Source organism: Marinobacter sp. AN1 (genome assembly GCF_026013985.1).
GTDB classification, from domain to species: Bacteria; Pseudomonadota; Gammaproteobacteria; order Pseudomonadales; family Oleiphilaceae; genus Marinobacter; species Marinobacter segnicrescens.
In genome coordinates, this window is the sequence record NZ_CP110342.1 from 1,684,838 (window position 1) to 1,708,225 (window position 23,388).

At 63.0% G+C, this 23,388-nt stretch carries 21 protein-coding genes; 13 read left to right on the top strand and 8 right to left on the bottom strand.

The window, feature by feature from the left end; translation table 11 throughout:
• Positions 1-2 precede the first annotated feature (2 nt).
• Genes guaD through xdhA form a run of 6 tightly spaced genes read right to left on the bottom strand, consistent with a single transcriptional unit; the run spans position 3 to position 6,941 of the window.
• Positions 3-1,403: a guanine deaminase gene (gene guaD, locus LJ360_RS07715; protein WP_091849536.1), complete on the bottom strand. Its 1,401-nt coding sequence runs from the start codon at positions 1,401-1,403 to the stop codon at positions 3-5.
• Complete coding sequence (uraH, locus tag LJ360_RS07720; protein ID WP_091849538.1) at positions 1,403-1,747, bottom strand: hydroxyisourate hydrolase; 345 nt, start codon at positions 1,745-1,747, stop codon at positions 1,403-1,405. Before uraH ends, guaD begins: the two co-directional genes overlap by 1 nt.
• Positions 1,744-2,244: a 2-oxo-4-hydroxy-4-carboxy-5-ureidoimidazoline decarboxylase gene (gene uraD / locus LJ360_RS07725; protein ID WP_091849540.1), complete on the bottom strand. Its 501-nt coding sequence runs from the start codon at positions 2,242-2,244 to the stop codon at positions 1,744-1,746. The genes uraH and uraD overlap by 4 nt, the downstream gene beginning before the upstream one ends.
• Entirely contained in the window at positions 2,241-3,137 is an 897-nt protein-coding gene (gene xdhC / locus LJ360_RS07730; protein WP_091849543.1) for a xanthine dehydrogenase accessory protein XdhC, read from the bottom strand. The genes uraD and xdhC overlap by 4 nt, the downstream gene beginning before the upstream one ends.
• The gene (gene xdhB / locus LJ360_RS07735; RefSeq protein ID WP_091849545.1) at positions 3,137-5,491 is read right to left on the bottom strand and encodes a xanthine dehydrogenase molybdopterin binding subunit; all 2,355 of its coding nucleotides are present in this window, start codon (positions 5,489-5,491) and stop codon (positions 3,137-3,139) included. The genes xdhC and xdhB overlap by 1 nt, the downstream gene beginning before the upstream one ends.
• Positions 5,484-6,941 carry a xanthine dehydrogenase small subunit gene (gene xdhA / locus LJ360_RS07740; protein WP_091849547.1) on the bottom strand — a complete coding sequence of 486 codons (1,458 nt, stop codon included), beginning with the start codon at positions 6,939-6,941 and terminating at the stop codon, positions 5,484-5,486. Before xdhA ends, xdhB begins: the two co-directional genes overlap by 8 nt.
• A 236-nt stretch (positions 6,942-7,177) precedes the next feature.
• Here xdhA and LJ360_RS07745 point away from each other — a divergent pair, with 236 nt between their 5' ends.
• From LJ360_RS07745 to LJ360_RS07805, 13 genes are all read left to right on the top strand, one after another.
• Positions 7,178-8,713, top strand: a complete 1,536-nt coding sequence (locus LJ360_RS07745) for an ABC transporter ATP-binding protein (protein WP_091849549.1) — start codon at positions 7,178-7,180, stop codon at positions 8,711-8,713.
• Positions 8,700-9,806: an ABC transporter permease gene (locus LJ360_RS07750; protein ID WP_091849551.1), complete on the top strand. Its 1,107-nt coding sequence runs from the start codon at positions 8,700-8,702 to the stop codon at positions 9,804-9,806. The genes LJ360_RS07745 and LJ360_RS07750 overlap by 14 nt, the downstream gene beginning before the upstream one ends.
• A 1-nt stretch (position 9,807) precedes the next feature.
• The gene (locus LJ360_RS07755) at positions 9,808-10,728 is read left to right on the top strand and encodes an ABC transporter permease (RefSeq protein WP_091849553.1); all 921 of its coding nucleotides are present in this window, start codon (positions 9,808-9,810) and stop codon (positions 10,726-10,728) included.
• Positions 10,729-10,831: 103 nt separating this feature from the next.
• Complete coding sequence (locus tag LJ360_RS07760; RefSeq protein WP_091849556.1) at positions 10,832-11,590, top strand: outer membrane protein OmpK; 759 nt, start codon at positions 10,832-10,834, stop codon at positions 11,588-11,590.
• A gap of 69 nt (positions 11,591-11,659) precedes the next feature.
• A complete protein-coding gene (locus LJ360_RS07765; RefSeq protein ID WP_091849558.1) occupies positions 11,660-12,343 on the top strand; it encodes a TetR/AcrR family transcriptional regulator in 684 nt (227 codons plus the stop codon).
• Positions 12,340-13,272, top strand: coding sequence for an allantoinase PuuE (puuE, locus tag LJ360_RS07770; RefSeq protein WP_091849560.1), 933 nt, complete (start codon positions 12,340-12,342; stop codon positions 13,270-13,272). Before LJ360_RS07765 ends, puuE begins: the two co-directional genes overlap by 4 nt.
• 16 nt (positions 13,273-13,288) lie before the next feature.
• Entirely contained in the window at positions 13,289-14,317 is a 1,029-nt protein-coding gene (gene alc / locus LJ360_RS07775) for an allantoicase (protein WP_091849562.1), read from the top strand.
• Positions 14,314-14,817: an ureidoglycolate lyase gene (locus LJ360_RS07780; RefSeq protein ID WP_091849564.1), complete on the top strand. Its 504-nt coding sequence runs from the start codon at positions 14,314-14,316 to the stop codon at positions 14,815-14,817. Before alc ends, LJ360_RS07780 begins: the two co-directional genes overlap by 4 nt.
• 111 nt (positions 14,818-14,928) lie before the next feature.
• Complete coding sequence (locus LJ360_RS07785) at positions 14,929-15,999, top strand: ABC transporter substrate-binding protein (protein ID WP_091849566.1); 1,071 nt, start codon at positions 14,929-14,931, stop codon at positions 15,997-15,999.
• An 8-nt stretch (positions 16,000-16,007) separates the two neighbouring features.
• Positions 16,008-16,823, top strand: coding sequence for an FAD binding domain-containing protein (locus tag LJ360_RS07790; RefSeq protein WP_091849569.1), 816 nt, complete (start codon positions 16,008-16,010; stop codon positions 16,821-16,823).
• On the top strand, positions 16,813-19,086 hold the full coding sequence (locus LJ360_RS07795; protein ID WP_177186012.1) for a xanthine dehydrogenase family protein molybdopterin-binding subunit: 2,274 nt from the start codon (positions 16,813-16,815) through the stop codon (positions 19,084-19,086). The genes LJ360_RS07790 and LJ360_RS07795 overlap by 11 nt, the downstream gene beginning before the upstream one ends.
• Positions 19,083-19,625, top strand: a complete 543-nt coding sequence (locus tag LJ360_RS07800) for a (2Fe-2S)-binding protein (RefSeq protein ID WP_218144782.1) — start codon at positions 19,083-19,085, stop codon at positions 19,623-19,625. The genes LJ360_RS07795 and LJ360_RS07800 overlap by 4 nt, the downstream gene beginning before the upstream one ends.
• Entirely contained in the window at positions 19,622-21,010 is a 1,389-nt protein-coding gene (locus tag LJ360_RS07805; RefSeq protein ID WP_091849573.1) for an amidohydrolase family protein, read from the top strand. Before LJ360_RS07800 ends, LJ360_RS07805 begins: the two co-directional genes overlap by 4 nt.
• 61 nt (positions 21,011-21,071) lie before the next feature.
• On the opposite strand, the gene LJ360_RS20010 is transcribed toward LJ360_RS07805, so the two are convergent.
• Complete coding sequence (locus LJ360_RS20010) at positions 21,072-21,965, bottom strand: rubredoxin (RefSeq protein ID WP_413774403.1); 894 nt, start codon at positions 21,963-21,965, stop codon at positions 21,072-21,074.
• Positions 21,962-23,167, bottom strand: a complete 1,206-nt coding sequence (locus tag LJ360_RS07815) for an amidohydrolase family protein (protein ID WP_091849575.1) — start codon at positions 23,165-23,167, stop codon at positions 21,962-21,964. The genes LJ360_RS20010 and LJ360_RS07815 overlap by 4 nt, the downstream gene beginning before the upstream one ends.
• Between the last annotated feature and the right edge of the window lie 221 nt (positions 23,168-23,388).

The following is a 23,388-nucleotide window of genomic DNA, read 5'->3' on the forward strand; positions in this document are numbered from 1 at the left end:
AATCAGGCTCCTTGGGCGGGGGATGAGACGGGGTGTGAGGGTTGCGGGGTTGGTGCAGTAGGGCTGTCGGGTCGCTGATAACGAATCTCGCCGGCCACGACGGTGGCAGCGATGGCCCGGTCATCCCCCAGGATCATCAGGTTGAAGAGGGTCTCTGCCAGGGTGTGGCTGTAGGGCTGCTTCATGGTCAGGGCAGGTGAGGTGCCCTCGTCGAGCACCACGAAATCGGCGTGGCGACCGGGCTGAAAGCTGCCAGTCTGGTCAGCCTGTTGTAGCACCCGGGCATTGCCCAGGGTGGCCAGGTAGAACGCCTGCCAGGGTGTCAGCGTCTGGCCTCGCAGGCGGCAGACCTTGTAGGCCTCCGCCATGGTGGTCAGCATGGACAGGCTGGTACCGCCACCCACGTCGGAGGCCAGGCCTACAGTCACGCCTGCTTCCCGCGCACTGCGGAAGTCGAACAGGCCGCTGCCCAGGAAGGTGTTGGAGGTAGGGCAGAAGGCGATGCGGGTGCCGGTCTCGGCCAGCCGCTGGCGGTCGCGGTCATCAATATGGATACCGTGGGCCAATACGGTGTGATCCCCCAGCAGGCCGTAGTGATCGTACACGTCCAGGTAGCTGTGGCGCTCGGGAAAGAGGTCGCTGATCCATTGGATCTCGCCAGTGTTCTCCGCCCAGTGGGTCTGGACCATGACGTCCGGGTGATCGGCCGCCAGTTTTCCCGCCAGGGTTAGTTGCTCCGGGGTGGAGGTGGCTGCAAAGCGTGGCGTGATGGCGTAGCGCTGGCGGCCGTGGCCGTGCCATTTCTGAAGCAAGGCCAGGCTGTCATCGTAGCTGCCCCGGGTGGTGTCGGTGAGGTTGTCCGGGGCGTTGCGGTCCATCATTACTTTGCCGGCGGTCAGGCCCATCCCCCGGCTTTCGGCGGCTTCGAACAGCGCGTCCACCGAGGCGGCGTGTGAGGTGCAGAACACCAACCCGGAGGTGGTGCCGTAGGCCAGCAGCAGGTCGGTGAATCGCAGCGCCTCGGCACGGGCCCAGTCGCCATCGCTGAAACGGGCCTCGTGGGGGAAGGTGTAGGTCTCCAGCCAGTCCAGCAGCTGGGCGCCATAGCTGGCCATCACCCCGAGTTGTGGCATGTGCACGTGGGTGTCGATAAAGCCGGGCAGGATAAGACCACCCTGCCAGTGGGTGACCGGGGTGCCCTCAGGCATCCGGGGCAACAGCTCTTGCGCAGGGCCGGTGGCGACTACCCGGCCGTTCTGCAGGATGAGCAGGCCGTCTTCGACATACTCCAGGCTGCCGTCCCTGGGTTCCGGGTCGTTGCCAGGGTCATCCAGGAAGTGGAGCAGGGCGCCGCGATGGGCCCGGCTGCCCGCCGGGAATGCAGTGTCGGTTGTACTGGTCATCAGCTTCCCCGGTAGGTCGAGTAGCCCCACTGGTTCAGCAGCAGCGGGACGTGGTAGTGGGCGTTGGTATCGGCCACGTGGAAGTCCAGGCTGACTTCGGGGAAGAAAGTGTCCAGTCCACGCGCCTGGTACCAGCTGCCGGTGGCGAAGGTGAGCCGGTAGTGGCCCGCATCCAGGGGGGCGTCGAACCAGTTCATGATGCGGCCGTCGTCGTCGGTGGTGCCTTCCGCGATGCGGGTTGCCTGGCCGCCCAGGACCTTGTTCAGGGTCACCGCCACGCCGGCGGCCGGGCGGCCAGTGCCCAGGTCCAGGATGTGGGTGGTGACGGGGCTCTTTGCGCTCATACCAGTTTCTCCAGTCGTATCTCGGTGATCCTCGCCTGCTCCCGGGCGGCGTTTTCGATTTCCTGTTCGCGGGTGTTAGGCAAACGGGCTTCCAGCAGATCCAGCATCTGCTCGGCGGACTTGCCGGTGGCGCAGACAATGAAGATGAAGCCGAATCTCGCCAGGTAGTCGTCGTTGCCGGCCTTCAGGCGTTGCAGGACCGCATCCGGGGCCTGGCGTGCCCCAGCCTGTTCGCCGCTGGCCAGGGCCCTGGTGCTGGCGTATTTCTCTCTCAGGCTGTCCACATCGCCGATCTTCGGATGGGCCTCGAAGGCCTGCAGCCAGTCGCGCTCGGTGAGGGTGGGCCACAGGCGATGGCTCTGGACCAGCATGGCCTCACGGCTGGTATAGGGGCGGTTGCCCACCATGCCCTGCACCCAGGGCTCGGCGGCGCAGCAGTCCCGGAAGCGGGCTTCGGCCTGGTCCCGGGGGAGGGTGTTCAGTTCGGCAAGGGTCATTCGGCTTTCCCTTTTTGCATCGTTGCCGGCACCTCTTCGCAGTGCTGGCCAGTGTGGGTGTCCTGGATCAGGCCTTTCAGTGCCTTCCAGGGCAGGCCCCGGCGGGCGGCGGGCTGGTGCGCGCTGGCGGACAGGCTGAGCAGCTCGGCGCTGATGGACACCGCGACTTCCATGGGGCGTTTGCCCGGTACGTCAGGCCGGCCAACCGGGCAGCGGATGGTATGGATCTGCTCCGGGCTGAATCCCCGGTGGTCCAGCCGCTGTCGGAATCGCTCCGCCTTGGTGTCTGAGCCGATCAGGCCGATACCCGCGCAGTTGCCGGCGGTGAGCAGGGTGCGGCACAGCTCGAAATCCAGCTGGTGGTTGTGGGTGAGGATCAGCACCTGTTTGCCGGCGCACAGTCGGGGGGCATCCCCCACCGGGTCGTCGGTATGGTGGATGCGGATGTTGGCGGGCGCGCCGGCGGGGAACTGGTCGGCCCGTTCGTCCACCCAGGTGACGCGCCAGGGAAGCTCTCCGAGGATGGTCACCAGGGCCCGGGCGACATGGCCCGCTCCGAAGATGACCAGTTCCTGCTCACAGCCCGGGTGCGCCTCGATCAAGACCGACACACTGCCACCGCAGCACTGGCCCAGGCTGGCGCCCAGGGGAAAGTGAGCCAGTTCACTGGTGTAGTCCTGCCGTGCCAGCCGTTCCCGGGCCTGCTGGCAGATGCGGTATTCCAGGTGGCCGCCGCCGATGGTGTCGTAGCTGTCCTCGCCGGTGATCACCATCTTGCTGGCGGGTTCCCGGGGGACCGAGCCGGTCACCCCCAGCACAGTGACCAGCACATAGGGCTCGCCCCGGTCCTCGCACCGGGCCACGGCCTGGTACCAGTTCAGTCGCCGATCCATTACGCGGTCTTCCTGTGTTTGGTTAGCCATTGCTGGCTGGCGGTCACCGCGCCCAGTACCCGCTCCGGGGTGGCGGGGGTGTCCAGGGGCGGGCTGTAGCGATAGTCGGTAAGGCTGGCCACCGCATCGCGCAGGGCGCTCCACACGGCGATACCCAGCATCAACGGTGGCTCGCCCACGGCCTTGGAGTGGAACACGGTGGCCTCGCGGTTGGGACTTTGTGGCAACAGGGCCACCCGCAGGTCCGGTGGGCAGTCGGATACCGCCGGAATCTTGTAGGTGGCGGGGCCGGTGGTCAGCAACCGGCCCTCGTCGCTGTATACCAGTTCCTCGGTGGTCAGCCAGCCCATGCCCTGCACGAAACCGCCTTCGATCTGGCCGATATCGATTTCCGGGTTCAGGGAGCGACCCACGTCGTGGAGGATGTCGGTGCGTACCACCCGGTATTCCCCGGTGAGGGTGTCCACCACCACCTCGGAACAGGCGGCGCCGTTGGCGTAGTAGAGGAAAGGTCGACCGGTGCCGGTCTCCGGGTCGTAGTGGATCTTGGGGGTGGCGTAGAAGCCGGATGACCATAGGGGCACCCGGTTCATGTAAGCGCTCTGGATGAAGGTTTCCCAGGGCACTGCCTGGCCGCCGACGATCACCTGGTTGTCGGAAAAGCTGATCTGCTCTGGCGGAGTGGACCAGTGCTTCGCGGCGAACGCCACCAATCCTTCGATGATCTTCTCACAGGCATCCAGTGCTGCCATACCGTTGAGATCGGAGCCGGACGAGGCGGCTGTGGGTGAGGTGTTGGCCACCTTGTCGGTGCGGGTGGCGGTGACTTTGACCCGTTCCAGGTCCACCTGGAACGCAGAGGCCACCACCTGGGCCACCTTGATGTACAGGCCCTGGCCCATTTCTGTGCCACCGTGGTTCACCACGATGCTGCCGTCGGTGTAGATGTGCACCAGCGCGCCGGCCTGGTTCAGGTGCTTGGCGGTGAAGGAGATGCCGAACTTCACCGGGGTCAGCGCCAGGCCCCGTTTGAGCACCGGGCTGGCACGGTTGAAGGCGGTGATCTCCGCCCGGCGCTGGCGATAGTCGGAGCTTGCCTCCAGTTTTTCCATCAGTTCCGGCAGCACGTGCTGCTCCACCGTCTGGCCATAGTGGGTGGTGTCCCGCCCGGGCCGGTAGAGGTTGAGCTTGCGGATGTCGAGCGGGTCACGGTCCAGATGGCGGGCAATGTCGTCCATGGCCTGCTCGATGATCATCATGCCCTGGGGGCCGCCAAAACCCCGGAAGGCGGTGTTGGAGACCGTATGGGTCTTGCAGCGGTGCCCCACCACCCGAGCCTGGTCCAGGTAGTAGGCGTTATCGGCGTGGAACATGGCCCTGTCAACAATGGCGTCGGACAGGTCCGGGGAATAGCCACAACGGCCGGCTACCATAAGGTCGGCGCCGAGGATCAGGCCGTTGTCATCAAAGCCAATGTCATAGGTGTTGTAGAAGTCGTGGCGCTTGCCGGTCTGTACCATGTCGTCTGCCCTCGACAGCCGGTACTTCACCGGCCGCCCGGTGGCGTGGGCCAGCAAGGCCGCGACACAGGCCAGCGGTGCCGCCTGGGTTTCCTTGCCGCCGAAGCCGCCGCCCATGCGCCGGACCTCCGCCTGCACGTCGTGGATTGGCAGCCCCAGCACTTCCGCCACCAGCTTCTGCACCTCCGAGGGGTGCTGGCTGGAGGTATGTACGAACATGCCGCCGTCTTCGGTGGGCTCGACCAGGCAGGCCTGGCCCTCCAGGTAGAAGTGCTCCTGGCCGCCGACATGCTGTTCGCCCTGCAGGCGATGAGGCGCTCCCGCCAGGGCACGGTCCGGCTCGCCCCGTTGCTGGGTCTGGCTGGGGCGTACGAAGAGTTGCTGCGCCAGGGCCTGTTCTACGGTTACCACGGCGTCCAGTGGCTCATATTCCACCGTCGCCAGTCGTGCTGCCTTGCGTGCGGCCTCGTGGCTGGTGGCGGCCACGGCGAAGATGGGCTGGCCGATGTGCTCCACGATATTGTCCGCCAGCACCAGGTCGCCGGGGAACACCGGACCGATGTCCAGGTGACCGGGTACGTCGTTCGCGGTGATCACGGCCACCACGCCGGGATAGTGTCGAACCGCCTCAAGGTCCATGGACAGGATGCGGGCGTGGGCCTGCTCGCTGTGGCCCACGGCGGCGTGGAGCAAGGCCTCAGGCATGGGCAGGTCGTCGATATAGCGGGCCTGGCCACTGACGTGTTTCCAGGCGCTGTCGTGCTTGACGCTGTGGCCAGCCAGGCCGCGGGCGGTATGGGCCGGCGTCGGAGTGTTCAGGGGCAGTTTACGCATAGCCGGTCACCATCAGGGTCTCGCTGGAAGTGGATGCCAGCAGCGCCCGGCGTAGCAGGTTGCCAGCCACCTGCAGGCGATAGCCGGCGGAGGCACGCACATCGGTGAGAGGTGAGAAATCGCTGGCCAGGGCGCTGATTGCAGCGGTGACGCTGTCGTCGTTCCAGGGCTGGTCTTTCAGGGCGGTTTCGGCTCCAATGGCGCGGGCCGGAGTGGCCGCCATGCCGCCGAAGGCCAGGCGACAGTCCGCCACCACACCGTTGTCAACGGTCAGGCGGAAGGCGCCCAGCACCGCGGAGATGTCGTCATCCAGGCGCTTGGAGACCTTGTAGAGATAGAGTTGCTCGTTTGCCCGTGGCACCGGTAACCGTACCGAGTGCACGAACTCGCCGGGCTTCAGGTCGGTTTGCTTGTAGCCGTGGAAGAAGTCCTCCAGGGGCAGGCGCCGCTCACCATCCGGTCCGTCCAGCACCAGGGTGGCGCCCAGGGCGATCAGGGGCGGGGGCATGTCACCGATGGGGGAGGCGTTGGCAATGTTGCCACCGAGGGTGCCGCGGTTGCGGATCTGCAGTGAACCCAGCCGCTCCAGCATCGGGTCAAACGCTGGCCACAGGCCTGACAGCAGGCCACGGAACCGCTGGTAGGTGGCGGCGGCGCCAATGACCAGTTCATCCCCTTGCCGCTCGCAGCCTGTCAGCTCTTCGACCCGTTCCACGCTGATCATGTGGTCCAGGGTTTTAAGTTGCTGGGTGATTTCCAGGGCCAGGTCGGTGCTGCCGGCCACCAGCCTTGAGTCGGGGAATTCCCGTCGCAGCGCCCGCAGCTCATCAAGGCTGACCGGGGCGTCATAGCGGGGGCCATCTGGCGCCTGCAGACTGATGCTGTCCCGGTTAATGGCGTTCAGCTCGCCGGTACTCCGGCCGCCGCCGAGGCCGGCGGCCGGGTGTGCGGCTCCTGGTGTCCACTCCTGCACCAGGGCCTGGCGACCCGCGTCGATAATGGGGCGGTAGCCGGTGCAGCGGCACAGGTTGCCGGACAGCGCTTCCAGTAACCGGTGATCGTCCGGGGTTGTGCCTTCCCTGTTTGCATGGAGGGCGACCAGCGACATGACGATGCCAGGCGTGCAGAACCCGCACTGAGCGCCATGCTTCTCCATCATTGCCCTCTGCACCGGGTGGCCCGGTTCCTGCTGAAAGGCCTCAACCGTGATCAGTTCCTTGCCGTGCAGGTTGCCGACCAGGCTGATGCAGCTGTTGATGGCCTCGTACCGGATGTTGCCCTGCGGGTCAGGGGTTCCGATGATCACGGTGCAGGCACCGCAGTCACCGGAGGCACAGCCCTCTTTGGTGCCGGTGAGTCGCATTTTGGTGCGCAACCATTCCAGGATGCTCAAATTTGGGTCGACCTGGTCAACTTTTTCAGTTCGACCGTTCAGAACGAATTCAATCACGGCTCTCTCCGCTCGCAGGCTATTTGCGGGGTTTCACGGCTACCTTCCTTCCACTACAGGCAGGCATTCCGCTGCTTATGGGCCGGTTTCTGCAAAAATCTGACCAATTGGTTCATTTAGCGGTTTTCCGGCTTTCGTTAACTATTGGCAAGCATATTGCTGACCCTTCAAATGTTGATTGGTTGGTCAGTTTATGAGCTGGCCAGACCTGGATGGATAACGAGAAGAGGCTGTGTATGACTGCGGCGCTGCGCCTGAAACTGGAAAACATCGTCAAGGAATACCCGGGGTGCCGGGCCAACGATGGTATTGATCTGACGGTGGGCGCCGGGGAGATCCATGCACTGCTGGGCGAGAACGGTGCCGGCAAGAGCACGCTGATGAAGGTGATCTACGGGGTGGTGCAGCCGGACGAGGGGCGCATGATCTGGAATGGCCACCCGGTCACGGTGGACAGTCCGGCCCGGGCCCGGGAGATGGGTATTGGCATGGTGTTCCAGCACTTCTCCCTGTTCGAGACCCTGACCGTTGCAGAAAACATTGCGCTGGGCCTGCCCGCCGATGAGGCCCGTGACCGGCGCAAGCTGGACCAGCGTATCCGTGAGGTGTCCGGGCGTTATGGCATGGCGCTGGACCCCCGGCGCTACGTCAGCACCCTGTCGGTGGGCGAGCGTCAACGGGTGGAGATTGTTCGTTGTCTGATCCAGGAGAGCACCTTGCTGATCCTGGACGAACCTACTTCGGTGCTGACCCCGCAGGAAGTGACAGCCCTGTTTGCCACCCTCCGGCAGCTCTCGAGCGAGGGCTGCAGCATCCTGTTTATCAGTCACAAGCTGGAAGAGGTGCGCAGCCTGTGCCACAACGCCACCGTGCTGCGTCAGGGAAAAGTCAGCGGTGACTGCCGGCCTGGGGAGGTCTCTGCGGCGGATATTGCGCGCCTGATGGTGGGCGACGACACACCCATTTCCACGCAGGTTTCTGCTGCACAGACTGGCGATGTGTTGCTGGATGTACGCAACCTTGGCTGCAAGAGCCGGGCCCCCTTCGGTACCAGTCTCACGGATGTGAACTTTCAACTGCGCCAGGGTGAAATAGTCGGTATTGCCGGGGTTGCCGGAAATGGTCAGGACGAATTGCTCAAGGCCCTGTCAGGGGAAATCCGCGCGGACTGGGGAGAGATTGAGCTCGACGGCGTCAGGATGAATGCCCTGTCTCCTGGGCAGCGCCGCAAGCTGGGTGTTGCCATTGTACCGGAGGAGCGCCTCGGCCGGGGTGCGGTACCGGGGATGTCCCTGGCGGAGAATGCCCTGCTTACCGCCTCCGGGCAGGACCTGGTGGGCCGTGGCATGATCCGTTTCGGCCGGGTGCGCAGTTTCTCCCGCGAGGTAATCCGTCGCTTTGGTGTGCGCTGTATCGGCGAGGACAGCACCGCCGCGAGCCTGTCCGGGGGCAACCTGCAGAAATACATTATTGGCCGGGAGGCGCTGCAGAATCCGCGCATGCTGGTGGCGTCCCATCCCACCTGGGGCGTGGACGTGGGCTCGGCGGTGGCCATCCATGAAGCACTGGTGGCGCTGAGGGATGAGGGTGCCTCGATCCTGCTGGTCTCCGAGGACCTGGATGAGCTGTTCCAGCTGTGCAGCCGAATCGGCGCCCTCTGCCAGGGCCGCCTGTCGCCACTGGCACGCACTGCAGAGCTGAGCATCGAGCAACTGGGTGAGTGGATGGCGGGTGGTTTCGGCAGCGCGGAGGCTACCCATGCTGCTGCTTGAACGTCGCCCCGTGGATTCCTCCCTGATGCGCTGGGCCTCCCCGGTGCTGGCCCTGGTGCTGACAGTCATGACCGGTTTCGTGCTGTTCCTGGCCATGGGCAAGGACCCGGTGGAAGGGCTGACCTTTTTCTTTATCACCCCCATCAGCGATCTGATCGGCCTGGCGGAGTTGGGCCTGAAAATGGCACCCCTGCTGCTGTGTGCGGCGGGCCTGACCGTGTGTTATCGGGCCAAGGTCTGGAACATCGGTGCCGAAGGGCACTTCCTGATGGGTGCCCTGGGGGCCAGTGCGGTGGCGGTTCAGCTGATGGACATGTCCGGCTTTTGGGTGCTGCCCGTCGTGCTGGTGGCGGGCATCCTGGCGGGCATGCTGTGGGCCGCGATTGCCGCGGGTCTGAAGACCCACCTGCACTGCAATGAAATCCTGACCACGATCATGCTCAACTACATTGCCCTGAATCTGCTGCTGTATGCGGTTCACGGTCCCCTCAAGGACCCTTACGGCTTTGGCTTCCCGCAATCGGTCATGTTCGCTGAGTCTGCATTGTTGCCGGACCTGATTCCCGGAACCCGCCTCCATCTGGGGCTGGCGTTTGGTCTGCTCGCGGCGGTAAGCGTGTGGGTTCTGTTCGCGCGCAGCTTCATCGGTTTCCAGCTCAATGTGGTCGGGCAGGATCAGCGCGCCGCTGCCTTCGCCGGCTTTGGCGCCCGGCGTCTGACCTGGTTCGCCTTCCTCGTCGGTGGCGCCACCGCTGGCCTGGCTGGTGCCTCGGAAGTTACCGGCCCGATCGGTCAGTTGGTGCCCCAGGTATCCCCGGGCTACGGCTACACCGCGATCATTGTGGTGTTCCTTGGTCGGATGCACGCCCTCGGCATCATTGCTGCCAGTGCGCTGCTGGCATTGACCTTTATCGGCGGTGAGATGCTGCAGATCGCCATGAACATGCCCAAGGCTGTTACCGGGTTATTCCAGGGCTTGTTGCTGTTCTACCTGCTGACCTGTGACGCCTTTATCCATTACCGGGTACGACTCCGCGCGCCGGTACGCAAACCCACTCGTGTAGCAGCACCTGCTGCCACCCAGGAGGCGTGAAATGGAGCTGCTGACCAACATCCTGGCGGCCATGGTGGTGGCGGGCACACCGCTGTTGCTGGTGGCCTTGGGCGAATTGATCTGCGAGCGCTCCGGCGTCCTCAACCTGGGGCAGGAGGGCATGATGCTGATGGGCGCGGTGGCCGGTTTCGTGGTGGCGTTGACCACTGGCAGCCTGGCCGTGGCGGTATTTGCTTCAGTGTTCGCCGGCATCGGTATGGCCCTGCTGTTCGCTTTGATGGCCGTTACCCTGGCCGCCAACCAGTACGCCGCGGGACTGGCTCTGACCATCTTTGGCACCGGCCTGAGTGCTTTCGTGGGGGCCGGTTTTGTGGGGGAATCCATCGACGGTTTCGAACGGGTGGCGATTCCCCTGCTCAGTGACATTCCGGTGATCGGACGCGTGCTGTTCCACCAGGACCTGCTGGTCTATTTCTCGCTGGTGGTCTTTGCCGGGATCTGGCTGTTCCTGCACCACAGCCGTGGCGGCCTGTTGCTGCGCGCTGTCGGTGAGGATCCAGACGCCGCCAATGCCAATGGTCTCAAGGTGCTGGTGGTCCGCTACCTGGCGGTGGCTTTCGGCGGCGGCATGGCCGGACTGGCCGGGGCCTACCTGTCACTGGCCTATACCCCCATGTGGACCGAGAACATGACCGCCGGTCGCGGCTGGATCGCCCTGGCGCTGGTGGTGTTTGCCACCTGGCGCCCGGAACGGGTGCTGATAGGCGCGTGGCTGTTCGGCGCGGCCAGCATCCTGCACCTGGTGCTGCAGGGCCTGGGCTGGCGGGCCTCCACAGAGCTGCTGGCGATGCTGCCCTACGTGGTCACCATCCTGATGCTCGTGCTGCTGTCCTGGAACCCGGCCAGAACCCGTTTGAATACCCCGCTTTCACTAGGCCAGCCCTATCGACCGGGGCGCTGAGATGTGCGGGAGCCCGCTTTCCAACAATAACGTTCAACCCCTTTGCCAACGATGACCAGAAAAGCAAGAAACCAGAAAAGAGCGCAACCACAGAGGTAATACCATGAATGCATTTCGTAAGACACTGATCGCCGGCTGCATCGCTGCCGCTTCCTTTGCACCCGCTGCCCATGCCGAGAAGTTCTTCGGTTCGTCCAGCGTTTCCATCCTGCACAGTAACCAGTATGAAGGGTTCGGGGGAGAAGAGTACGAGGCGACGTATTTCACCTTCGAGAATGCCACCGCGCACAACTGGGGCGGCACCTTCTTCTTCATCGACCGTGACCAGGGGCAGGGTGGTGCCGAGGGCACCGACAACGTGTACGGTGAATTTGCGCCCACTCTGAGCGGCAGCTGGCTGACCGGTTCCGACCTCAGCTTCGGTCCGGTCAAGGATGTCTTCCTGGCAGGCCAGTATGAGTTTGGTGGTGGTACCGAGGTGAACAACTACATGGGTGGTTTTGGCCTGGCCTGGAACGTACCTGGCTTCCTGTACTTCAACACCTCTTTCTACTACGTGGACAACGAGCAGATCAACGACGACCTGCAGATGACTGTCACCTGGGCCGCGCCGTTCGAGATCGGGCCCGCCCGCTTCCTGATCGATGGCTACATTGACTGGTCCACCGCCGAAGCTGACCACGCCTCTGAGTTCCAGTTCACGCCGCAGATCAAGCTGGATGTCAGCAACTTCTGGGGTGAACCCGGCAAGCTCTACGCCGGTGTTGAGTACCAGTATTGGAACAACAAGTTCGGCGTGGGTGACGACAATGTCATGGACACCCAGAGCTCTGTCAGCGCATTGGTGAAATTCCACTTTTGATCCGTCACGGGAGTCCGGCAGAATCATTCTGTCGGACTCCTGAACAAATGGACAACAAGTGAGAAGCCAATGACCAAGCAACCAGTCGCAGACGCTCCCACCCATCATGGGAACCCCGGCAATGGCCGCAAGTACCGCCCGGGGCGGATCCGGGAGCGAAACAGGGAAAAGATCCTGCAGGCTGCGGAGCAGGAATTTGCCCAGCACGGCTACAAGGGCGCCACGATCCAGAACATTGCAGAGCGGGCGGGTTTGCCCAAATCCAACGTGCTGTACTACTTCAGCAACAAGAAGCGCATGTACAGCGCCATGTTCGATGACATCCTGGCGCGCTGGAACAAGGTGTTCACCGATATCCGGCCCGAAGACGATCCGGCGGTGGCCCTGTCTACCTTCATCCGTACCAAGGTGGAGATGTCACGGCGCTATCCATTGGCTTCCCGGTTGTTCGCCATGGAAATCATCCAGGGTGCGCCGTTCCTGCTCGATCACCTGCGTACCAACATGCGCGAGTGGGTGCGCGGTCGTGCCGAGGTCATGCAGCAGTGGATCGACGACGGCCGCATGACCCCGGTGGACCCTGTGCAGCTGATTTTCCTGATCTGGTCATCCACACAACATTACGCTGACTTCCAGGTACAGATCTTGATGGTGGAAAACAAGGCCGAGTATGAGAAGCGTGACTTCGACCATGCGGCCGATTTCCTCGTCGAGGTGATCCTGCGGGGCTGCGGTCTGGAAAAACCGACATGAATCAATGCGACACTTATCCGAGGGACATGCGGGGTTATGGCAGGAATCCCCCCCATGCCCAATGGCCGGGCAACGCCCGGGTGGCGGTCCAGTTTGTCCTCAACTACGAGGAAGGTGGCGAGAACTGCGTGCTCCACGGCGATGAGTATTCCGAAACCTTCCTGTCCGACATCATTGGCGCCGAGGCCTATCGCGACCGGCATATGAGCATGGAGTCACTGTATGAATATGGCTCCCGCGCCGGGGTCTGGCGCATCCTGGGAGAGTTCCGCAAGCGGCAACTGCCGTTGACGATCTTTGGCGTCACCATGGCCATGGCCCGTAATCCGGAGGCGGTAAAGGCCTTTATCGACGACGGGCACGAGATTGCCTGTCATGGCATGCGCTGGATCCACTACCAGGACATGAGCGAGTCCGAAGAGCTCCGCTATATGGAGTTGGCAATCGAACAGCACACCCGGTTGACCGGCAAGCCGCCGCTGGGCTGGTATACCGGGCGCGACAGTCCCAACACCCGCCGTCTGCTGCTAGAGCAGGGCGGCTTCGAATACGACAGTGACTATTATGGGGACGACCTGCCGTTCTGGACCACGGTCACCATGCGTGACGGCGCACAGGAGCCCCATCTGGTCGTGCCCTACACCCTGGAAGCCAATGACATGCGCTTCACCTCGCCCCAGGGCTTCAATGCCGGTGAGCAGTTCTTTCAGTACCTGAAGGACAGTTTCGATGTGCTCTACGAGGAAGGGGACCAGGTCCCGAAAATGATGTCCGTGGGGCTTCACTGCCGCATTGTCGGCCGCCCCGGCCGTTTCCGGGCGCTGCAGCGCTTCCTTGATTACATCCAGCAACATGACCGGGTCTGGGTGTGCCGGCGCATTGATATCGCCCGCCACTGGAAACAGGTGCACCCCTACCAACCCGTTTGATACCGGAGCAACATCAATGACCAATGCCGTTGTGGCCCCCCTCGTCGAGGGGCCTGATTTTACCCGCCAGGGCCTGAACCTGACGGATGGCAGCCTGGGCGCGGAAGTGATCCGGGTGACGGATGAATTCTTCGCTTCCCGGGAGCGCATGCTCAACCCGGAGCAACCGGTATTCTACCCGGACCGCTACGACGAGCATGGCAAGTGGATGGACGGATGGGAAACCCGCCGCCGCCGAACCACCGGACATGACTGGTGCATCGTGCGCCTGGCCATGCCCGGCGTGCTGATGGGGGTGGATTTTGACACCAGCTTCTTTACAGGGAACTTTCCTCCGGCGGCTTCCCTGGAAGCCTGTTTCAGTCCCGGTGGCGAGCCGGACGAACACGGTGACTGGCAGCCCCTGGTGCCGGCCACCGAGCTCAAGGGCAATGAGCATCGCTTCTGCGCCATAGACTGCGAGCAGCCCTTTACCCATGTGCGGGTGCAGATCTTTCCGGATGGCGGCCTGGCCAGGCTGCGAGTGTACGGCAAGCCGTTCTGCGACTGGTCGACCCTGGCAGCAGGTCAGTCCCTGAACCTGCTGGCCCTGGAATATGGCGCCGACCAGGTGGACCAGGCCTGGAGCGACGCCCACTACGGCGAGCCCCGCAAGCTGCTGCGCCCGGGCCGGGGGATCAACATGGGCGACGGCTGGGAAACCCGCCGGCGCCGGGAACCCGGCAATGACTGGTGCATCCTGGCCCTCGGCCACAAGGGCATTGCCGAGCGCATCGAGGTGGATACCGCCCACTTCAAGGGCAACTTTCCGGCGGCCTGCTCGATCCAGGCAGCTTGTGTCGGATCAAACGAGGGTATCGGCCGCTCCCTGATTACCCAAAGCATGTTCTGGCACACCCTGCTGGACGCGCAGCCGCTGACTGCTGACAGCATCCATGAATTCAGCGAGCTGAATGACCTGGGGCCGATCACCCATATCCGGTTCAACATGATTCCGGACGGTGGCGTCAGCCGGGTGCGCCTGTTCGGGAAGCCCGTGTCATGAGCACACCCCGGGAAATCATCGCCGAACCCCTGACGCGGGAAGCTTTCACTCGCTTTGGTGAGGTCATTGATACCCGGGGCGCTGATGCATTCCCCATAAACCAGGGCCGCACTGAACGGTTCCACGCCCTGGCCGGCGTGGAACTCCTGGGTGATGATTGCCGGGCCATTTTGTCCATCTTCCGGGGCCAACCCCTCGAGCCCCTGCAAATCACCCTGATGGAGCGCCACCCACTGGGTAGCCAGGCGTTCGTGCCCATCAACAACCAACCCTTCCTGGCGGTGGTGGCGCCCCCTGGCGATTTTGATGAATCCGCCATTCGCGTATTCCTCGTCCGTGGTAGCCAGGGCCTGAACTACCGGGCCGGTACCTGGCACGCGCCCTTGCTGCCCCTGTTCCCTGACTCGGACTACCTGGTGGTGGACCGCCAGGGGCAGGGTGACAATTGTGATGAAACCCTGTTGACGATACCGGTGCGCCCGATACTGCCAACGTCCTGATTTCTGCCAATGCCCTATAGCCTCCCTCCAACAACAAAAACAGGGAACTCAAAAGTGGGCACCTGCCAAACGGCCGGTTAGCCCTTGTGACTGTGTGCAAGGAGAGAGTGTATGACTAGCAAGACAGCTTCAGATGTAGCCCGCGGTAGTCGGCCGGGCTGGATAGCGGGTCTGGTCCTGGCGGCAGGTTTGACACTGTCATCGGCGCCAGCCTGGTCGGCGGACCTTGAGAAGGTAACCTTCCGTACCAACTGGTTCCCGCAGGCAGAACATGGCGGCTGGTACCACGCCGTCTCCCAGGGCACCTATGAGGATTACGGCCTGGACGTGGACATGGAGCCGGGTGGTCCGCAGGTGAATAACATCCAGCTGCTGCTGGGCGGGCGTGCCGATTTCGTGATGCTCCATTCCAGTGGCCAGATCCTGACCGCCCTGGAAGAGGGCCTCCCGCTGGTGGCGCTGGCCGCGTTCTACCAGAAGGACCCGCAGATTATTATGACCCATCCCGGCGTCGGTCATGACAGCCTGGACGATCTGAAGGGCAAGCCGATACTGTTGTCCCAGGATGCCCACCAGTCCTTCTGGCCATGGCTGAAACAGAAGTACGGCTACTCGGATGACCAGGTGCGGCCCTACACCTTCCAGATGGGGCCGTTTATCGCCGATCCTGACGTGATCCAGCAGGCCTATGTCACCTCCGAGACCTTTGTGGTGAAGGACGCGGGCATTGATCCCAACGTCTTTCTGTTGTCGGACCATGGCTGGAAGTCCTACTCCACGATGATCGTGACGACACGCCAGACCCTGGAGGAACGTCCGGAGGTAGCCCGCAAGTTTGTCGAAGCGACCATCGAGGGCTGGTACCAGTACCTGCAGGATCCGAAAGCCACCAACGAGTACATTCACCAGCTCAATGAGAACCAGGGGCCGGCCCAGTTGGCCCACTCCCTGCGGGAAATGGACGAGCGCGGCATTCTGCTGTCCGGTGATGCACTCACCGATGGCATTGGCATCATGACCGATGAGCGGTGGCAGGAGATCCACAAGCAACTGGTTGGCCTGGAGTTGATCGAAGGCTCCGTGGATCCCGGACAGGGTTACACCACCGAGTTCGTCGGTACCGGGGCGATCCAGGACATCATGGCACGTTATCCGGATGTATCCGGTGTCAAAGCGCACTGACCGTCACCATGCAATCTGAGGTCAATGCACGGGGTGAGGTCCGGGTTCTGCGCCCGGGCTCCGCCCGCGAGGCCGTCACCATGGCCCGGCGGTGGGGTGGCACCTACATTGCCGGGGCCAGCTGGCTGCAGCCTGTCTGGGAGCGGGACCAGTGCTGGCCGCGCTGCCTGGTGGCGCTTGACCCCCGGTGGCCGGGTTTCCGGGGTATTGAGCGTGCGGAGCGAGGGCTTGTCATCGGCGCGCTGACGACTCTGGATGAGCTGAGCCGGCACCCGCTGATCCATGACTACCTGCCGGCCCTGCCAGAATTGCTGAAGCTGGTGGCGGGGCCGGGCGTACGTCGTCTGGGAACGGTGGCCGGAAACCTGTGTGCCGGTGGCGATCTGTCGGCGTTGTTCCTTTCCCTGGATGCCCGCCTGGACCTGGTTGGTTGTGATGGCCCGGAGAGTAAGAGTCTGGCCGCAGGGTACATCGCCAGTCAGGGTGTTGATCTGATTCAGTCGATTACGTTACCCGATAGCCGGCTGTGGCGTATCGCCGTTGACAAACTGGGTCATCGGGAACGCTTCAGTCCGACCCGGGCGACGGTTGCCTGCGTCCATGGTGGCGATCGCCTGCGCCTGGCGGTGTGCGGTGAAGGCGGGCCGCGACGGTTGCCCATCACCGAGGCGGCGTTAAACGATGGCCATTCCCGGTCCGACGTGGACAGGGCCCGGTTACTGGCTTCCGAGCTGGAATCCTGTGGCTGGCAGGATCCGACACTGCGCCTGGCCATTCAACGGATGGTGGATTACCTGTTGGCGGAGGTGGGCCATGACGACTGAATTCCGGGCGAGTGTGGTCACCCTTGATGCCGGTTCTGACGACAGTGGAAGCCTGACCACGGAGCTTTATCGCCGCATAGAGGGGCGGCTGGCCTATCCCACGGATCTTCTGGATATTCCGGGTCTGTTGCAGGGTGCGATCCTGCGAAGTGAGCACGCCCATGCCCGCCTGCTGCGAGTGGACACTACCCGTGCCAGGCGCATGCCCGGAGTTCACGCGGTGGTGACCGCTGATGATGTGCCCGGTGTTAACCGGTTTGGCATTGTGGTGCGGGATCAGCCCGTTTTCTGTGTCGACCGCGTACGGTATGAGGGTGATGCCATCGCCGCCGTGGCGGCGGATACCCGGGCCCAGGCACAGGCAGCGCTCGCTGCCATCGAGGTGGAATACGAACCCTTGCCGCTGGTGTCGGACGCGATGACGGCGGAGCAGCAGCCACCCCTCCATGAGAGCAGCAACCTGCTGGCACAGGAACGCTTCGATTGTGGTGATGTGGACAAAGCCTTTGCCGCCTGCCACGTAGTTATTGAGCAGGAGTACCGCACGCCCCGGCAGATGCATGCCTTTATGGAAACGGAGGGCGGCGTGGCGATTCCTGATGGCACCGGCGGTATCGTCTTCCGAGTGGGCTGTCAGTCCGGACACCGTGATGTGGGGCAGCTGGCGGACATCCTTGACCTTGCGCCATCCCGGGTGACGGTTGAAGCCATGGCCACCGGTGGTGCCTTTGGTGGCAAGGACGAACTCACCATTCAGCCGGCGGCGGGCATACTGGCCCTCAAAGCCGGCCGCCCGGTGATGATTCAGCTTGGCCGTTTTGAGTCCTGTCGGGCGGGTATGAAACGCCACCCGGTGGTCGCGAAGATGAAGACCGGTTGCGATGCCAACGGCCGGTTGCTGGCACACAAGGTGGACGCGGTGCTGGACACCGGCGCCTATGCCAGCCTGGGCCCGGCGGTACTGGAAAACTACCTGGACCACGCCACGGCCCCACTGTATCGAATCCATGCCTACTCCGTGTCGGGCCGGCTGGTCTACACCAATAATGGCGTAAGCGGCGCCTTCCGGGGATTTGGAGGCAACCAGGCCACCTTCGCCATCGAATCCCAGCTCGACGCCCTGGCCCGGGCACTTGGTCGGTGCCCCCGGGAGCTGCGTCGCATCAACCTGCGTACCGTCGATGAGCCCGGCAGCCGCCACCAGCCTGTGCGCTGGACGGTGGCTCCGGTCGACCTGCTGCGACAAGCGCAGCAGTCCCCGCTCTGGACCTTGCAGAAAGAAACCTCGGGTCGCTGGCTGACCGGCACCGGCATGGCTCTCGGCGCCCAGGGCAACGGCCTTGGTGATGGCTTGCCAGACAGTGGTGGCGGACGCATTGCCTTGACCCCTGGAGGGCGAATCCGGGTGGAATTCGGGTTCGCTGATTATGGCCAGAACGTTGGCGAGGCCATCACCCGGGCAGTCAGCAAGGGGCTGGGGTGTGGCTGTGGCGAGATTGACGTGGTGCTGGGCCATTCCCGGGGACCGGATTCGGGCCCGACGAGTGCTTCCCGCAGTTCGGTACTGGTTCATGGTGTGCTCCGCCGGATGCTGCCCTTATGGAAGGCTGCGGTGCGGCAGCAGGCTGCAGTGCTGACCGGATACAGCCTGGACCACCTTGCCCATGGTCCCGGCGGGATCTTCCACCTGGGGCAACGAGTGCTCAGCTATCGCGAACTGGCAGAGAACGGGCGACTGGAGGAACTGGTGGCGGACGCCGCCCAGGACTTCCCGGTGGCTCCCGGACAGGAAAAGCCGGTCGGCCGTTACCTCCAATTGCAGATCGCCACCGTGGCCAGGGTGGCCGTCGACCGACTGACTGGCCGGGTACGGGTCACGGACCTTCACCACATCACCGCCGCCGGTCGCGTGATCTATCCGCCCGGCTATCTCGGTCAGATCGAAGGGGCTGCGGTCATGGGGCTGGGCATGACGCTCACCGAGGACATGCCAATGCACGAAGCCCGGATGCAGCGGAACAACCTGGATCAGTACCTGATTCCTACCTTTCAGGATGCCCCTGCGCAACGGGTCGATGTGCTGGATGATACCCCCGGGAACGATCCTTTCCCGGTGAGGGGCGTTGGCGAACTGGGTATCGAGGCAGTCGCGCCGGCAATCACCTCGGCTATCGAAGCTGCTACCGGTGTCCGCGTCCATAAGCTCCCGGTTGACCCCGGGGTTCTGCTGAAGGGTATCCACAGGCAGGAGAACCTGGCGTGAATGATCTGAATATTGCTTCTAATCCGGTCACATTTGACCTGAATGGACGAACAGCCACCTGTTCGGTGCCGGCAATGACATCGCTACTGGATCTGCTGAGGGAAGCCGGTGCAATCACCTCCGTGCGTGCCGGCTGTCGGGTCGGTCGCTGCGGTGCCTGTAATGTGCTGATAGACGGGCAAGCCATGCCGGCTTGCCTGATTATGGCCTGGCAATTGCCGGGCCGGCGGGTAGAAACCGTGGAAGGGCTGGGCGGCGACCCGGACTTCCTGAAGGTGCGCCAGGTGCTGGCCGAAGAAAGTGCGCTGCAGTGTGGTTACTGCACCCCGGGCGTTGCCCTGTCCCTGGTATCCGGCTTGCGGGAGCGACGCAATGGGACCCGGGTGGATCTGGCGGAGGCGGTTGCCGGCAACCTCTGCCGTTGTACTGGTTACGGGGGCCTGAAGCGGGTCCTGGACAACCATTTGAACCCGGTCTCCTCGCGGAATACCGCCGATGGGGCTGGCAACAGGAATCTCATATCAGGAGAACCAGAATGACCGCAACACCGGCCGGCGATCGCCGGACCCTGCTGAGTGCTGACGCCGTGCTGCCCATGACCGCCGGCAATCCGGTAATCACCGACGGCGCGGTGCTGATCCGTGGTGACACCATTGAGGCGGTGGGCCCCCTCTCACAGTTGGCGCAACAGGCGCGGGATGCGGAGCGAAGGGATTATGGTCGGTCGGTACTGATGCCGGGCCTGGTCAATACCCACAGCCATTCCGGCCTGTTGCGGGGCACAGCGGAAGAGCTGCCGGTGTGGGAGTGGCTGCAGAAATACATTGACCCCATGCACCGGGTACTGAGGCCGGATGAGGCGGAGACGGCCTCCTGGTTGTGCTATGCGGAGAGTCTTCTGGCGGGAACCACCACCTCGGTAGATATGTGGCGTTACATGGAAGGTTCCGCCAGGGCCGCCGAACAACTGGGCAACCGGGTGGTCATGGTGCCCTATGTGGGCGAGGCTGAGGGCCATGACTATTTCGACACGCTGGATGACAACGCCCGCCTGCTGGAGCAGTGGCACGGCGGCGCCGGTGGCCGGGTGCAGGTCTGGGTCGGGCTTGAGCACCAGTCTTATGCGACCCCGGCGGCCTGTCGCCGAGCGGTGGAGCTCAGCAATTACTTCCAGACCGGGCTGCACACCCACTCCAACGAGAGCCAGGTCGAGATTCCGGAAACACAGCGCCTCTACGGCCTGAGACCGGTGCGTGCCCTGGAAAAGCTGGGCCTGCTGTCGCCGGAACGGGTGTTGCTGGCGCACTGTGTGTGGCTCGACGATGATGAGATTCGCACGTTGGCGGACTACAACGTGGGCGTGGCCCACAACCCCTGCAGCAACATGAAGCTGGCCAGTGGCTCGGCACCGGTCGAGGCAATGATACGAGCCGGAATTGCCGTGGGTATCGGTACAGACGGTGAGAAGGAGAACAACAACCTCGATATGTTCGAGGAAATGAAGTTTGCCTCGCTGCTGGCCAAGTTGCGCAACATGGACGCATCGGCCTGGCGGTCCTGGGACGTGCTGCGAGCGGCGACCATCGAAGGTGCCAGGGCTCTGGGTATGGATCATCAGATCGGTTCCCTGGAGCCGGGCAAACAGGCGGATATCATCGCTGTGAAGGCGGACACGCCGAGGATGACTCCGTTCATGACTTCCGGACCGCTGCAGAATCTGCATTACAACCTGGTGCATTCCACCCTGGGTGGTGATGTAGCGATGACCATGGTGGCAGGGCGGGTTGTGGCGGAGAACCAGGTGTTGCTCAGTGGCGACCTGCCAGCGTTCATCAATGCCGCAAATGCAGCAGCCGTGCGGTTGCTCGCGCGTCGTGATCACTGGCTGGCTACCCAGGCGCAGGGAGAGTCTTCACCGGTGTGAAGGACGGTAGAGGAGAAAGAGAGCTGCGGAGGGCGTTACAGCCCCCCACAGCTAGTCTGGCTTACACCGACAGCAGTACAAAGTCGTCCTTGGTGACCAGGCACTCCGGGCACATCCAGTCATCCGGGATGTCCTCGAACGGTGTGCCTGGTTCGATACCGGAGTCCGGGTCACCTACGGTCTCATCGTAGATCCAGCCACAGACCTGGCAGACCCACTGGAGGGATTTAACCGAGTTCTCTCCGGCTCCTGTCGCCGGGCCGGTGTCGTTGGCGGCAGCTGAGGCCCGCACCTGCTGGAGCCGGCGATCAAAGGCCAGGCGGCCCTTCTGTTCCAGCTCAAACGCCTTCATCACCCGGTCCCTCACACGTGCCTGCCGGTCAGTCGTGGTGGCGTAACGATGCACCGCCATCCGCCCCAGCGACACATGGAATTTCTCGTCTGGAATGATCTTTTCCAGCATGGCCCGGGTCTTTTCAGGCACCCGGGGCAGCAGGCCGTCAAAGGCGTTCATGGCGCCCAGTTCACCGGTGATATTATGGGCCGCGACCCGTTCCAGGGTGTCGTCTCCGGCGGCATAGAACTCGCTGACCCATTCGACCCATTCCGGTTCCGGTGTCCAGCCCTCCATGCTGGTACCCAGGGATTTCAGGTGGGACAGGATCAGCTGGTAATGCTTGCCTTCATCGGCCACTTGCCGGCAGAGTCCGACGAAGACTTCGGATTCCGGCGTGTCCCGCAGCCACGAGCCGATAAACCCGGCCGCTTCCTGCTCGTACCAGCACTGGAACTTCAGCCATTCGACCAGTTCTGCACGCTCCAGGGGCTGGTAGCCACCAAAACTCTGCTCAGCCTCAGAGAGCACATCACGACGTTTTTCGAGGGTTTTGACCAGGTCCTGGTAGAACGCCTTTGGATCCTCCGCTGACCGTTGTTCTGCTGCTGCGATACTCATACCGCCTCCCTTATATCGGCCTGGACAGACTTCTGGTCATGTACCGCGTCATACCACTGCCCGTTGCGCAGGCAGCCAACGGCACGCAAACGCCGGTGTGCAGTGATTTGCTCATGGCCGTCGGAGAGAACGCAGGGTTGTTCTTCAATATCCAGCACACTGACTTCAGCAGCCCGGCCCGGTGTGAGGGTTCCGTACTGATCTTCGCGGTTGATGGCCTTTGCTGCATTGATCGTGTTCATGGCAATGACCTGGTGCAGGGGTACATCCAGCGCCCAGAGCTTGGACATGGTTGTGGATAATGAATACACCGGCCCATCCACGTTGAATACGTTGAGATCGGTGGAGATAGTATTGGGCATGTAACCCCGCTCAATAAGGCGCCGGGCAGTGCGGAAGTGAAAATCACCGGCTGAGTGGCCGATGTCCATCAGCACCCCTCGGTTATAGGCATCTGTAAAGGCCCGGGTGGGTTCGCCAAACGCATCAAGCTGACCACCCCCGCCCCGGCAGGCATGGGTGATAATGTCACCCTTGCGCAGCTGGTAGAGCAGTTTTTCGGTCTCGAGCACCGGCGTATGAGGGAAGGAGCCCAGGTGAATCATGATCGGCAGGTCCGGGGCGATCTGATGGGCGGCCTCCAGGAACGGTGATCGGTCCGGGTCGTCGGTAATGGTGGGCCTCACCTTGAAGCCGACGATGACATCCCGGTTAGCATCCACCACTTCCTTTGCCGCCTCAATGTCAATGTTACGTTCGTCATCGGCGATGCGCAGGTAGTGACAGATAAAGGTCTTGTTGGCCAGGTAGATCTGCGACGGATCCATCAGGGCGAAGATCTTGGTCCTGGTATCGGGGTGATCAATGATGCCTTTGCGGGCGAGCCCAAAGATGGTCGTGCTGGTCGTGCCGGCGTCCACAATGATGGGAACGCCGGAATCCACGCCCATCAGGTCCGTGGGCAGGCAGAAATCCCCCAAACCGGTGAAGCAGTGGGTGTGGATGTCGATCAGGCCGGGCGTGACCAGCTTGCCCGCGACGTTCTTGACCCGGGCATTGGGGTAGAGGGCGCCTGCGTCAGGACCTACCTCAAGGATGGACGCTCCACAGGTGACCACATCGGCAACCTCGTCGAGCCCGTTGGCGGGGTCGATGACGCGCCCCCCCTTCAATACAAGAATCGGATCTTGATCGGAAGGCATAGCATTCCTCCGGTATTTCACGAGAACCGTACGCCACCGCAGCGTTATGACAGAGGAATGTCATCTTGACTCAGGAGTCTGATCCAGGAGGTTCTCTCAGCCCGGAAATTCCCTGAGTCAGGAAAAGCAGAATATGTGCCAAAGGCGGTTCGGCGCCTGTATACGGCCAATGCCAGCGCAGACGCTTCTTTCGCGGCAGCCAGCTGTGCATCCTTGTGGGG